Source organism: Bacillus sp. FJAT-42315, from assembly GCF_002797375.1.
Taxonomy (GTDB): domain Bacteria; phylum Bacillota; class Bacilli; order Bacillales; family Domibacillaceae; genus Bacillus_CE.
In genome coordinates this window covers 695,910-708,716 of record NZ_KZ454941.1, presented here as the reverse complement: position 1 = coordinate 708,716, position 12,807 = coordinate 695,910, and the positions used below count along the sequence as shown (strand labels likewise).

Sequence of the window (12,807 nt, the reverse complement as noted above, 5' to 3'; positions counted from 1 at the left end):
CCTTCTCCTCTCCTTTTTCTAGCTTGGATCTAATCGGTAAGATAGTAGCGTAAAGTCTGGTGTATATGTAAAGGCCCCATAAAGAATACCTGATCCATGAACCATATATTCAAGGATATGACGATCTCCTTCTGCCATTGGAAGCTCTTTAATCATATCGATCGCATGCCATTCCAGCTTTCCTTCTTCACTCTCTACAATATTCACTCCATCACTTTCCGTTGCAAAAAAGGTAAACATCATCCATTCAGAAATAATTTCATCCTTCTCTTTGATGGTAAAAGTAAAGATTCCCTTCACACTCGGATTGCGTAAATAAATGCCTGTCTCTTCTCGAAATTCACGAATAGCCGCATCTCTGATCGATTCTCCAGCCTCCATCTTTCCACCTGGAGCAACCCACCAGTTTCGGCGCGGCTTTTGCAGCAATAAAATTTTGCCATCCTTTAACAATAAACAATTTGTTACACGTTGCACAAGTGATCACCTCAAGACGATTCGACGAAACGCCGGCATTTTACTATTTTTATTATTATACTATGTTCTTTCCACCGATCTCAATGCTAGGTTAATGTAATAAGAGTAGAGGTTTTTTTCAAAAAAAAGCAGGTTGCCTCACTCACATCGATTATGTGACCAAGGCAACCTCATAAAGTAGGGATATACGTTAATACTTAGGGGGTGTATTAAACTGCTAATTATAGTATAGCGGAAAATTATTTCACCTCTATTACGATTTCATTAACAGTCGATTAAACTTTCCCGTCTTACGCTTTAACCCCTAACTCTGCTTTCAATTCTTCAATAAAATGCTGTGCCGATTGAGCGGCGATGCTTCCATCTCCTGTTGCTGTGACAATTTGACGAAGTGTTTTTTCACGAACATCGCCCGCTGCGTAAATACCAGCAACTTTCGTTTCCATTTGATCGTTCGTTACAACATAACCAGCTTCATTCGTGATGCCAAGGCTTTCAAATGGCTTCGTCAATGGAACCATACCAACATAAATGAACACGCCGTCCGCTTCGAATTCACGTTCTTCGCCATTTTCAGTAGAAACGAGCGTTAAGCTACCAACCTTGCCGTCTTTTTCATTGATTTGCTTCACAGTATGGTTCCAAATGAAATCTACTTTCTCGTTGCTAAATGCACGATCTTGAAGAATTTTTTGCGCACGCAATTGATCACGACGGTGAACAATCGTTACTTTTTTCGCAAAGCGAGTTAAGTACACACCTTCTTCTACGGCAGAATCTCCGCCACCGACAACGACTAGCTCTTTCTCTTTAAAGAAAGCACCGTCACAAACCGCACAATAAGAAACGCCGCGGCCGCCTAATTCTTTTTCACCTGGTACGCCGATTTTCTTATATTCCGCACCTGTTGTGATGATTACGGCACGAGCTTTATATTGTTTCGTTCCAGCGTCAATCGTTTTATATTCTTTGCCGTCAATAATTTCCTTAATATCGCCATAAGCATATTCCGCTCCGAACTTCTTCGCATGGTCAAACATTTTCGTCGATAACTCTGGCCCAAGAATATGATCATATCCCGGATAGTTTTCTACTTCTTCCGTATTTGCCATTTGCCCACCTGGTACACCGCGCTCAATCATTAATGTTGAAAGATTCGCACGAGAGGTGTAAACAGCGGCTGTCATCCCTGCTGGCCCTGCACCAATGATAATGACGTCATACACTTTTTCTTCTGCTGTCAAAGTAAGCCACTCCTTTATTTACTCTCATTTTAAATATACCCTAAAACGTATTTTTCATTCTATACTCATATCGTACTCAATGTGTCACGATTCGTCTATTTTTATGCTTATTAAAGATGTTCCCTCACAAATTTGACATATTTCTTCACTGTCGAGAGGGATACGTCATACTTTTCAGCGAGACTTGCTTGCGACTCTTTTTCTCCACGGAACTTTCGCCACACATATTCTGTCGCTGCCGCAAAAGCAGATGGATTTTTCATCTTTGTTGCTTGCTCCATCTCATGAAAGACGGTAAACCACAACATAATTAAGCCAGCTTCCTCCGCACCGATCGGCTGAAACTGTCCATGTAATATCAACGCTGTTTGATGAGCTAATTGAACGTTTGCTTCATCCTTCAACTGCTCTGTGATCGGCATCCCTAACACAGTAGCTAAGTATATTTTTTCCCGAAAATCAAGGGATTCAATCTCACAAAAATCCGGATGACTCATCACCTGCTTTTGATCGTCCGATAGCGAAAATAAAAAAATACCGAATAAACGCTCTTCTTCGTATTCGCTATTTAATCGGCGGACGATTGTCGCTGGATGATGCTCCAGCCCTTCCTTTTGACGATCATCTGCATTCCAAGGCTCCAAACCTTCTTTTTCGGGGCTGTGTTGCAACACGTATTTCCAAGCTTTACGTGCCACTTTCTCCCGCCCAGTGAAGTAAGCCGAATAAGCGAGCCAATAATAAAACGATGATTCTCCCTCGAAGCCGCGTTTATACAGTTTTTTTAACCATCGATACGCCTCTTCATATTGACCAATTAAAGCAAACGTAGCTCCTAGCTTATATTGTTGTTCCGGCAAAAGCGGGTTAATTTTCTTCAAAAGCTCAACTAACTCCTTCAGTAACCCGTATTGCTTTTCGTAATACATAAAAACCGCCATATTACTTAATGCATGTAAATTCCCTGGACTTTTCTCCAACACATCATTGAGCACATCATGAGCTTTTTCAATATGTCCTAAATAAAAATGAGCAAGTGCTAAATTATTATAAGCAGACCAAAAATCAGGATATTTTTCTATAAGGGCTTCTAAACGTTCAATGGCCTTTTCGTAGCTACCGCCCTCAAGAAGAAAACGAGCCTCTTCCTGCATCGTAATTAAATCATCTTGTGCATAAAGATCATCCAGTTCTCCTTCGCCATCCATCGTAATTAAATCTAACAAATCTTCCGCATCGTCGCGAAAGTCCCCTTGCTCATCCTGCTCTAAATAAGCTTGCACATGTTTAAATGCTTCTTTAAACATTCCCATATGCGCATAGTTATTAGCTAAAAAATAATGGCATTCACTAATGAGCGGATCTAAATCATCCAGTATAAAATGAAGCAGTCCATTCGACTGTTCAAAATTTCCAAGTTCCGTTTCAACAATTGCTAGTTGACAAGCAATCATCGGCTCCAGCGGCTCTAAATCCATCGCACGTGATAAATATTTTTTTGCCTTAGGTAGCTCCCTTTTACTCAGAGCCTTTAACCCTTTTTTATAATAATACTCACCTGTCGGCAAAAAGGAGATCACTTTCCCCTGCTCCTCCCGTAACTTTGAGTGTTTTCTCATGTAAATCCTCCGAGCCATTTATACTTAACCTATGTAGTATACCATATAAAAGAAATCATCAGGCGCAAAAAACAAAAATGGATAGCGACATTATTGGAAAAAGAGGGTGGGCGCTGGAACGTTGAAGAAACGGGTGGTAACAGCGAAGAAACAGCTCGATAACGTTGAAGAAATGGCTACAACATCGAAGAACACTCCTGTAACGTTGAAGAAACGGCTATAACATCGAAGAACAGCTCGATAACGTTGATGAAATGGCTACAACATTGAAGAACAGTCCGGTAACGTTGATGAAACGGCTATAACATCGAAGAACAGTCCGGTAACGTTGATGAAACGGCTATAACATCGAAGAACAGTCCGGTAACGTCGATGAAACGGCTATAACATCGATGAAGCGCTCCGTAACGTTGATGAAACGGATACAACATCGAAGAAGCGCTCCGTAACGTTGATGAAACGCCTACACCACCGCCTTCCCACCTCACCCACACGATAAAAAAGCGAGGCACGTCCCCCGCTTTTCCATTCATTTATTTCGATTTTTCCTCGTGACGTTTCGCTAGTACACCAAGAACATCCGCCAATTCTACTTTTTGCTCACGCAACAAGACCAATAGGTGGTACAGTAAGTCAGCCGATTCCCATTGCAATTCATCTTTGTCACGATTTTTCGCGGCGATGATGACTTCAGCTGCTTCTTCTCCGACTTTCTTCAAAATTTTATCGACGCCTTTTTCAAATAAGTATGTCGTATACGCTCCTTCAGGTCGGTTTTCTTCTCTTTCAGCGATGACTTCCTCTAGCTTATGTAAAATGACATAAGGCAGTGTTTCCGTTTGCTCACCGTACAAGGAGTGCTCAAAGCAACTAGTTGTTCCTAAGTGACAAGCAGGACCCACAGGCTTCACTAACACAACAAGTGCATCTTGATCGCAATCATATTTAATATTGACGACTTTCTGTGTGTGACCGCTCGTTTCTCCTTTATGCCACAATTCCTGACGGGAGCGGCTAAAGAACCACGTTTCACCGGATTCGATCGTTTTTTGCAGTGACTCTTTATTCATGTAAGCAAGTGTCAACACCTCATAGGTTGCCGCATCTTGAACGACCGCAGGAATTAGCCCTTTTTCATCAAACTTTAAATCGTCAATGTTTACACTCATCTCATTTTCACTCCTTGACTTTTTAAAAAGCTTTTTACTTCGTTTACGCTTGTTTCTTTATAATGGAAAATGGAAGCTGCAAGTGCCGCATCCGCTTTTCCTTCATTAAATACTTCGAGAAAGTGCTCGGCATTTCCTGCTCCACCTGAAGCAATGACCGGCACATCGACCGCCTCGCTCACAGCCTTCGTCAAGGAGAGATCAAAACCTTTTTTCTCGCCGTCACTGTCCATGCTTGTTAATAAAATTTCACCAGCCCCGCGCTCAACTGCTTCTTTCACCCAAGCAATTACTTCACGCTCCGTCTCTTTGCGACCACCGTGTGTATACACACGCCATGAACCGAGCGCCTCATCCCACTTTGCATCCACTGCGAGAACGATACATTGCGAGCCAAAATAGTCGGCTCCTTCTGAAATCAACTCTGGGCGTAGGACAGCGGCTGTATTGACGGACACTTTATCCGCCCCGGCACGAAGCATCCGCTTCATATCATCAAGCGAGTTAATTCCGCCACCAACAGTAAAAGGAATCGCTAGTTCCGAAGCGACCGCTTGCACGACATCGACCATCGTTTTCCGCCCTTCATGAGACGCCGAAATATCAAGAAAAACAAGCTCATCCGCACCTTGGTCATCATAAATACGTGCAAGCTCGACTGGATCACCCGCATCGCGAATTTGCACAAATTGAATCCCTTTAACAACCCGGCCATCCTTCACATCTAAGCATGGAATAATTCGTTTTGTAACCATTTACCTCACCTCTTCCAATGCTTCTCGAACAGTAAACTGACCCGTGTAAATCGCTTTCCCTACGATGACCCCACTTACTCCGTCCTGTATATACTGCTTCACCTTATGTACATCCGCTAGTGAACTGACTCCGCCAGAAGCAATAACGCTTTTTCCTGTAGCACGAGCTAGTTCCGCCACCGCCTCAATATTCGGGCCAGAAAGCATGCCATCCGTCGCAATATCGGTAAAAATAAACGTTTCCGCTCCAGCCTCCGCTAACTCCTTGCCAAGGTCGACTGCTTTTAAAGAAGACGTTTCAAGCCAACCATGTGTGGCGACAAAGCCGTCTTTCGCATCTAAACCGATCGCTATTTTATCTCCATACTTACGAAGCCATTCCTTCACAAGCTCTGGCTTAGAAACAGCCAAACTACCAATAATGACTCGATCCACGCCATTATCTAAATAATGACGAACATCCTCTTCCGTGCGAATGCCTCCACCGATTTGCACTTTCGCCGATAACTTCTGCGCCGCTTCAATCACAAAACGGTCATTGATCCGCTCCCCATCTTTCGCGCCATCAAGGTCAACCATGTGAATCCATTCCGCTCCTTCGTCAACGAATGATTTCGCCATATCAAATGGAGAATCGCCATAAATCGTTTCCTTATTATAATCCCCTTGCGTTAATCGTACGCATTTGCCACCGCGCATATCGATCGCCGGATAGATGACAAAACTCATAATATCGCCTCCGATTGCTCCATTGCTTTTGCAAAATTTCTCAGTAATTGCATGCCCACTTCTCCACTTTTTTCTGGGTGAAATTGCATTCCAAATACATTTTTATGGCCAACGACTGCCGGAATACCAACGTTATACACTGTGTTTGCGAGTAAATCCTCTTCTCTCATTTCACTCACATAGTACGAGTGAACAAAGTAGACAAACCCTTGATCGACTCCTTGCAACACAGGCGAATCTTGATGAAATGTCAACTCATTCCATCCCATATGAGGCACTTTCACTTTTTCCCCCGCCAGTTCAGACGGAATACGAGTGACTCGGCCTTTTAATAAGCCCAGTCCTTGAAAACAGCCATTTTCTTCGCTTTCTTCAAATAACAGCTGCATCCCAAGACAAATCCCAAGGAGCGGACGACCGCTTTCCACATACCCTTTTAAAAAATGATCTAGCTTCGTATTTTGCAATAAAGCCATCGCATCTTTAAAGGCTCCAACCCCAGGTAAAATTAACCCTTTCATCTGATCCAGCTCTTCCGGCGAATCGCTAATAATATAAGGAACTTTCATTCGCTCTAATGCTTTACTGACGCTAAATAAATTCCCCATTCCATAATCGACAATCCCGATCATTTACAACATTCCTTTCGTCGAAGGCACACCTTTCACACGTGGATCGATCATCGTCGCTTCATCGAGTGCGCGAGCCAGTGCTTTAAAGACCGCTTCAATCATATGATGTGTATTTTGTCCGTAGTGAATAATGACATGCAAATTCATTCGTGCTTCTAATGCCAGTTTCCATAAAAATTCATGAACGAGTTCCGTATCAAATGTACCGACTTTTTGCGAAGGAAAGTCCGCTCCACGTATTTCGAAATGCGGACGATTGCTTAAATCGACAACGACTTGCGCGAGCGTTTCATCCATCGGCACGAACGCATTGCCATAACGCTTAATTCCCTTTTTATCTCCAAGCGCTTCTTTCAATGCTAACCCAAGACAAATGCCGATATCTTCTGTCGTATGGTGATCATCGATTTCCACATCTCCATCCGCTTTCACCGTTAAATCAAACTGACCATGCTTAGTAAACAGATCCAACATATGATCCATAAACGGCACGCCTGTCTCAACCTCCGCTTTTCCTTCTCCATCGATCGAAAAATTCAAGTTAATTTTCGTTTCGTTTGTATTACGATTCAATTCCGCTATCCGCTTACTCACACTCGACACCTCATTTATGTTATTTTTTCTCCGCTCGGATCTCGACCGCTCGTGCATGAGCCTCAAGTCCTTCTAATCGAGCAAAAGCGGCAATCTTTTGATAATTTTCATTGTATGCTTGTTCGCTATACATAATAATGCTGGACTTTTTCATGAAATCATCGACGTTGAGTGGGCTCGAAAAACGAGCGGTTCCGTTCGTCGGCAACACATGATTCGGCCCGGCAAAATAGTCACCGATAGGCTCCGAACTGTAGCGTCCCACAAAAATCGCCCCTGCATGACGAATATCTTTGACGATCTCTAACGCCTGTTCCGTCATAATTTCCAAATGTTCTGGTGCGAGTTGGTTAATCGTTGCCACTGCTTCATCCATATCTTTCGCCACATAGATCGCTCCATAGCTTTCAATCGAAGCACGTGCAATTTCTTCACGCGGCAGTTCCGCTAATTGTCGTTCGACTTCTTTTGCTGTCGCTTTTGCTAATGCATCAGACGTCGTGACGAGTACACTGCTTGCGCGCGGGTCATGCTCCGCTTGCGATAACAGGTCGGCCGCAATTTCTTGTGGACAAGCTGTGTCATCAGCAAGCACCGCAATTTCACTTGGTCCAGCGATCATATCAATGTCAACATCACCAAATACTTCTCGTTTCGCTAACGCCACATAAATATTTCCCGGCCCTGTAATTTTATCCACAGGTTGAATCGTTTCGGTTCCGTAGGCAAGTGCCGCAACCGCTTGAGCACCGCCGACTTTATATATTTCTTTCACGCCCGCAATATCAGCAGCGACAAGAACTCCTGCTGGTAGACGGCCATCTTTGCCCGGTGGCGATACCATCACAATTCGCTCAACGCCTGCTACTTTCGCCGGCATTACATTCATGAGTACAGACGATGGATAAGCAGCCGTTCCTCCTGGTACATATACACCCGCTGAATCGAGTGGGGTCATTTTTTGACCAAGTATTGAGCCGTATTGGTCGCTGTACATCCACGTTTGTCTCAGTTGCTTTTGATGAAAAGTGAAAATATTGTCAGCCGCTTCTTGAATAATATCAACCATCTGCTTCGGCAATTGCTCATATGCTTCATTCACTTCTTCTTGTGTGACTTTTAAGCTATCTAATTTCGCTCCGTCAAACTTTTCCGTTAATTCTCTTAATGCTTGATCGCCTTGTGAGCGGACAGTGCGAATAATCTCTTGAACGGTGGCACGTTGCTCTTCTGTGCCGCTATCGACCGATCGTTTCAGCGTCAAATCACCTGTTACTTTTTCGATTTTCATCATGTTCACACGACCTTTTCTGAAATAATCTCGGTGAGTCGATCTACTAACGTTTGAATCTCCCTATCCTTCATGCGGTAGCTGACTGGATTGACAATTAATCGCGACGTAATTCCCACAATCGTTTCGTATTCAACTAAGCCATTTTCCTTTAACGTCCGCCCCGTGGAAACAATATCAACGATGCGGTCGGCTAACCCGATTAATGGCGCCAATTCAATCGACCCATTTAACTTAATAATTTCAACTTGTTCTCCTTGCTCGCGAAAATAAGTCGATGCCACATTCGGATATTTCGTTGCAATTTTTGGTGCCACTTCGCTCATCGACGTATTCGGCAACCCAGCAACCGCTAAATAACAAGGACTAATTTGTAAATCAAGGAGCTCATACACATCGCGTTCTTCTTCTAATAGCACATCTTTTCCAGCGATTCCAAGGTCAGCGACACCATATTCAACATAAGTCGCGACATCCATCGGTTTGGCTAAAAAGAAGCGTAAATTTTCTTCTGGCACTTCAATAATTAATTTGCGAGACTCATCGAATTCAGGAGGAAGCTGATATCCCGCTTGCCGTAATAAATCAGCCGCTTCTTCAAAGATTCGTCCTTTCGGCATTGCGATCGTTAACATCGACATTAGCTTTCCCCTCCATTCTTCGCTTGCCCAACATAATAACTGACATTTCCGCAGGCGCTTGTAAAACGATCCACATCTTTCACGCCAGCCAAATCTTGTAGCACAACTTTTTCCCCTTGGGCTCGAAGCTCAGCCGCCGCTTCAATCGCTTCTTTGCGGCGCTCTTTACTGAAAATGAGACAATGAACTTGTTCCGTTTCCACTAGCTCACCGACTGCTTCAAGCAGAAAATCAAGCCTTAAACCAAAGCCAGTCGCACTAGCTGGTTGCCCGAATTTTTCCAATAAATTATTGTAGCGTCCTCCGTTACCGACAGGATAACCGACCCCATCAGCATACGTTTCAAATAAAATGCCCGTATAATAACTCATATGACTGACGAGCGATAAATCAAATTTAATATATTGGTCGATGCCGTAATCTTTTAACAGCTCGATCAATTGACGTAACTCCTCAATCGCTTCCTTACCGGCTCCACCTTCGATTAACTCAGCCGCCATTTGTAAGCAATCTTCATTGCCGTGTAAATGTAAAAATTTCAATAGACGTTGCTTGTCAATCGACGATAAAGAAAGGGCACGGACATGCTCACGGTAGCCGACATAATTTTTTTCATATAAATAGCGGCGAAGCGTGCTCGCTCTCTCTTCCGTCCCAAGAATTTGCTGAAATAGCTCTTCGACAAAGCGAATATGACCGATCGACACTTGAAATTGCTTTAAGCCCGCTTCTTTCAACGCCGAGACCATTAACGCAATCACCTCAGCATCCGCACTAATCGTTTCATCGCCAATATTTTCAACACCAATTTGAGCAAATTCAGCTGCTCGCCCTCCTTCACGCTGTTGCGCACGATACACATTCGCTGAATACGCGAGGCGAAGTGGCACTTGCTCTTTCAACAATTTAGAAGCCGCCGTTCTTGCTATTGGCGTCGTCATATCCGGTCGAAGCACAAGAGTGTTCCCTTGTTGATCCAGCAATTTAAATAGCTGCTGATCTAAAATCGCCGATGCCTCTCCAACCGTATCGTAATATTCTAAAGCTGGCGTCTCAATAAACTGGTAGCCAAAGCTTTTCATTTGTCGTTCAATTGAATCTTTTAACTGACGCTTCGTTTCATATATATGAGGAAGCGTATCCCTCATCCCTACAGGCTTTTCAAACATGAACAGTTTTGACATCTTCATCACCCGACCGCTTATATTTTTCAAAATCCTTTAGTTCGCTAATATATTACCATAGTGAAGTTATTAGTATTTTAACGTTTCTGACTATTTACGTCAAGGGAATTAACAGAAAGTTTGAAAAAGGGGACTCGATAGTCGACGAGTCCCCTTTTGAGTTTGTTTAGTTCATAATTGCTTCCGCTTTTCTTTTGTCTAGCTAGTCACTAAGCAGGGACTTCCGCTTTTCTTGCTGTTATCTTTGCCTGTTTATGCTGAATAATTTGCCATACATATAATAAGAAGATTCCTAAAGTCAGAACACCACCGATTATTAAAGAAATTGAATAATCCATTGCAAATCCTTCAGGCGCATAGAAAATGTACGTACAAACTACCCCTGTCATGAACAATGCTGGAAGCCCAGTCATCCAATGAGCTTTTCCTTCTTTTAATAAGTAAGAAGTCGCCGTCCATAACATTACCGTTGCCACTACTTGGTTCGTCCATCCAACATATCGCCATAAAAATGAATAATCAATTGTGGCTAAAAATAAAGTCGGTACACTCACTACAATTGTTAATAAGAAGACTACACTTTTCTTATCAGGATTCACCCATCTAACAGCAAGTTCTGTCAACATCATTCGCGATGATCGAAGTGCTGTATCTCCCGTTGTAATCGGTAAAATAATCACTCCTAGTACAGCTAGTATGCCACCAAGCGTTCCCAATAACGAAGTCGAAATTTCATTGACTACTCCAGCCGGACCACCTGCCGCTAATGCTGCTTGAAGCCCTTCCGTTCCGCCAAAGAACGTCATGCCAGCAGCCGCCCAAATTAAAGCAATGACCCCTTCACCAATCATCGCGCCATAAAATACTTTACGACCTTCTGACTCCTTTTTCATCGTCCGAGCAACAATTGGACTTTGTGTACTATGGAATCCAGAAATCGCTCCGCAAGAAATCGTTACCATCAACAATGGCCAAATCGGCAATTCACCGGGATGAAGATTTTCCAATGTTATATTTGGAATCGGCTTATCCCCAAACAATAAAGCTACGGCAATCGCCATCGCCATAAAGATTAATATCGCACCAAATATCGGATAAATTTTACCAATCACTTTATTCACTGGTAACACAGCCGCTAATAAAAAATAAATAAAAACAAGAATCAAACCAGCTGTGAAATTTAACGGAGTGATTTGTGCGATCAACTGCGCAGGCCCTGCTGTAAAAGCCGCCGCTACTAAAATCATTAATATAATAGAAATAGCATTGATCATTGTTTTTACTGTTTTACCTAAATATTGACCAACTAGCGTCGGAAATTGAGCCCCACCATGTCTTAGCGATAACATTCCAGAAAAATAATCATGAACCGCCCCCGCAAAAATACAACCAACTACAATCCAAATAAAAGCCACTGGACCATATAAAGCTCCTGCAACCGCCCCAAAAATTGGACCTAATCCTGCAATATTTAATAATTGAATTAACGAGCCCTTCCACCAACTCATCGGCATATAATCTAATCCATCTTGCTGTGTATAAGCTGGTGTCGGTTGCTCATCATCAATAACAAACACACGCTCAACCACCTTTGAATACACCGCATAACCAACAAAAAGTACTAACAAAGCTGCAATAAATGTCACCATAATATGTCTCCTCCTGATGTTAGGTGTCAAATAATTTAATATACATTTTATATTCTGAAAAATTAAAATACAAGCTTTTTTTTGAAAAAAACAAGTAAATAATGAGTTTATTAATAGCTTTGTTCTATTTTGAAATAATTTTTTCTATTTTCACTAACGCACCTGTTTCTAGAAGATAGCCATTTACGAATCGTCGTTTCTTTTTTTTCTATAAATCTCATAAGCGAAAAAGCCAAATAAATAGCCTATTCCAGCTCCTAAACTAATTGTAAATGCGAGGGGGATCGGGAAAAACACGCCAAAAATCACACCGATCGCACAACCAAAAAGCATTCCCATCGGCATTAAACTATCTAATAAATTTTGAGCGCCTTTTGATTTTTTCTTTCCTAGATTACCTTGGTTATATTTATGTTTAAGTCTTTCAATCACATAGACTATAATTCCTCCCACTATTACAACAGACGCAATTGCTATGACTAACTCCACGTTAGCACCCCCTTATTTTTTATGATGTAGATCTTGATCATTGAAAAATCTACAAAAGATTAGCCCCGACAGGCGATTGATTCCCCTCTAATAACAACATATGGTATAATAACCGTAAATAGGTAACTAGAGGTGAGCGTTTTGGCTAGTATTAACACTGGGGATATCGTGTTCCAACTGTTTATGTTGCTATTTGTGTTAGGAATCCCTGCAATCGTCATTGTGGCTACGATGTATTTTATTCGTTCGACGAAAAAACGAAATGAACAGTTGCAGCGACTAGAGGATAAGATCGATCAATTAGAAAATAAATCTGAATAACCTCTTCCACATG

General features: G+C 42.4%; 15 protein-coding genes. 1 reads left to right on the top strand and 14 read right to left on the bottom strand.

Annotated elements, in window-relative coordinates:
- Positions 1-18 precede the first annotated feature (18 nt).
- The 14 genes from CEF22_RS03240 to CEF22_RS03175 form a co-directional block, all read right to left on the bottom strand.
- Positions 19-477 carry an 8-oxo-dGTP diphosphatase gene (locus CEF22_RS03240; protein WP_100401736.1) on the bottom strand — a complete coding sequence of 153 codons (459 nt, stop codon included), beginning with the start codon at positions 475-477 and terminating at the stop codon, positions 19-21.
- Between the two features lie 290 nt (positions 478-767).
- The gene (gene trxB, locus CEF22_RS03235) at positions 768-1,721 is read right to left on the bottom strand and encodes a thioredoxin-disulfide reductase (RefSeq protein ID WP_100401735.1); all 954 of its coding nucleotides are present in this window, start codon (positions 1,719-1,721) and stop codon (positions 768-770) included.
- 110 nt (positions 1,722-1,831) lie between these two features.
- Complete coding sequence (locus CEF22_RS03230) at positions 1,832-3,340, bottom strand: tetratricopeptide repeat protein (RefSeq protein ID WP_100401734.1); 1,509 nt, start codon at positions 3,338-3,340, stop codon at positions 1,832-1,834.
- 299 nt (positions 3,341-3,639) lie between these two features.
- Positions 3,640-3,873: a hypothetical protein gene (locus tag CEF22_RS03225; protein WP_100401733.1), complete on the bottom strand. Its 234-nt coding sequence runs from the start codon at positions 3,871-3,873 to the stop codon at positions 3,640-3,642.
- Entirely contained in the window at positions 3,874-4,509 is a 636-nt protein-coding gene (gene hisIE, locus CEF22_RS03220) for a bifunctional phosphoribosyl-AMP cyclohydrolase/phosphoribosyl-ATP diphosphatase HisIE (RefSeq protein ID WP_100401732.1), read from the bottom strand.
- Positions 4,506-5,264 carry an imidazole glycerol phosphate synthase subunit HisF gene (gene hisF, locus CEF22_RS03215; protein ID WP_095480464.1) on the bottom strand — a complete coding sequence of 253 codons (759 nt, stop codon included), beginning with the start codon at positions 5,262-5,264 and terminating at the stop codon, positions 4,506-4,508. The genes hisIE and hisF overlap by 4 nt, the downstream gene beginning before the upstream one ends.
- Positions 5,265-5,993: a 1-(5-phosphoribosyl)-5-[(5-phosphoribosylamino)methylideneamino]imidazole-4-carboxamide isomerase gene (gene hisA, locus CEF22_RS03210; protein ID WP_100401731.1), complete on the bottom strand. Its 729-nt coding sequence runs from the start codon at positions 5,991-5,993 to the stop codon at positions 5,265-5,267.
- Positions 5,990-6,625, bottom strand: coding sequence for an imidazole glycerol phosphate synthase subunit HisH (gene hisH, locus CEF22_RS03205; protein WP_100401730.1), 636 nt, complete (start codon positions 6,623-6,625; stop codon positions 5,990-5,992). Before hisH ends, hisA begins: the two co-directional genes overlap by 4 nt.
- Entirely contained in the window at positions 6,626-7,219 is a 594-nt protein-coding gene (hisB, locus tag CEF22_RS03200) for an imidazoleglycerol-phosphate dehydratase HisB (protein ID WP_232726051.1), read from the bottom strand.
- Positions 7,220-7,238: 19 nt separating this feature from the next.
- Positions 7,239-8,510: a histidinol dehydrogenase gene (gene hisD, locus CEF22_RS03195; protein ID WP_100403889.1), complete on the bottom strand. Its 1,272-nt coding sequence runs from the start codon at positions 8,508-8,510 to the stop codon at positions 7,239-7,241.
- A gap of 5 nt (positions 8,511-8,515) precedes the next feature.
- Complete coding sequence (hisG, locus tag CEF22_RS03190; protein WP_094833526.1) at positions 8,516-9,151, bottom strand: ATP phosphoribosyltransferase; 636 nt, start codon at positions 9,149-9,151, stop codon at positions 8,516-8,518.
- Positions 9,151-10,335, bottom strand: coding sequence for an ATP phosphoribosyltransferase regulatory subunit (locus CEF22_RS03185; protein ID WP_100401728.1), 1,185 nt, complete (start codon positions 10,333-10,335; stop codon positions 9,151-9,153). Before CEF22_RS03185 ends, hisG begins: the two co-directional genes overlap by 1 nt.
- Before the next feature lie 209 nt (positions 10,336-10,544).
- The gene (locus tag CEF22_RS03180) at positions 10,545-11,984 is read right to left on the bottom strand and encodes a carbon starvation CstA family protein (protein WP_100401727.1); all 1,440 of its coding nucleotides are present in this window, start codon (positions 11,982-11,984) and stop codon (positions 10,545-10,547) included.
- Between the two features lie 183 nt (positions 11,985-12,167).
- On the bottom strand, positions 12,168-12,473 hold the full coding sequence (locus tag CEF22_RS03175) for a hypothetical protein (RefSeq protein WP_100401726.1): 306 nt from the start codon (positions 12,471-12,473) through the stop codon (positions 12,168-12,170).
- Between the two features lie 141 nt (positions 12,474-12,614).
- On the opposite strand from CEF22_RS03175, the gene CEF22_RS03170 reads away from it, so the two are divergent.
- On the top strand, positions 12,615-12,794 hold the full coding sequence (locus CEF22_RS03170; protein ID WP_232726050.1) for a hypothetical protein: 180 nt from the start codon (positions 12,615-12,617) through the stop codon (positions 12,792-12,794).
- Positions 12,795-12,807 lie beyond the last annotated feature (13 nt).

Coding starts and splice junctions, on each gene's coding strand:
- CEF22_RS03230 (WP_100401734.1), bottom strand. CDS start 3,340: ATGAGAAAACACTCAAAGTTACGGGAGGAGCAGGGGAAAGTGATCTCC.
- CEF22_RS03225 (WP_100401733.1), bottom strand. CDS start 3,873: ATGAATGGAAAAGCGGGGGACGTGCCTCGCTTTTTTATCGTGTGGGTG.
- hisIE (WP_100401732.1), bottom strand. CDS start 4,509: ATGAGTGTAAACATTGACGATTTAAAGTTTGATGAAAAAGGGCTAATT.
- hisF (WP_095480464.1), bottom strand. CDS start 5,264: ATGGTTACAAAACGAATTATTCCATGCTTAGATGTGAAGGATGGCCGG.
- hisA (WP_100401731.1), bottom strand. CDS start 5,993: ATGAGTTTTGTCATCTATCCGGCGATCGATATGCGCGGTGGCAAATGC.
- hisH (WP_100401730.1), bottom strand. CDS start 6,625: ATGATCGGGATTGTCGATTATGGAATGGGGAATTTATTTAGCGTCAGT.
- hisD (WP_100403889.1), bottom strand. CDS start 8,510: ATGAAAATCGAAAAAGTAACAGGTGATTTGACGCTGAAACGATCGGTC.
- hisG (WP_094833526.1), bottom strand. CDS start 9,151: ATGTCGATGTTAACGATCGCAATGCCGAAAGGACGAATCTTTGAAGAA.
- CEF22_RS03185 (WP_100401728.1), bottom strand. CDS start 10,335: ATGTCAAAACTGTTCATGTTTGAAAAGCCTGTAGGGATGAGGGATACG.
- CEF22_RS03180 (WP_100401727.1), bottom strand. CDS start 11,984: ATGGTGACATTTATTGCAGCTTTGTTAGTACTTTTTGTTGGTTATGCG.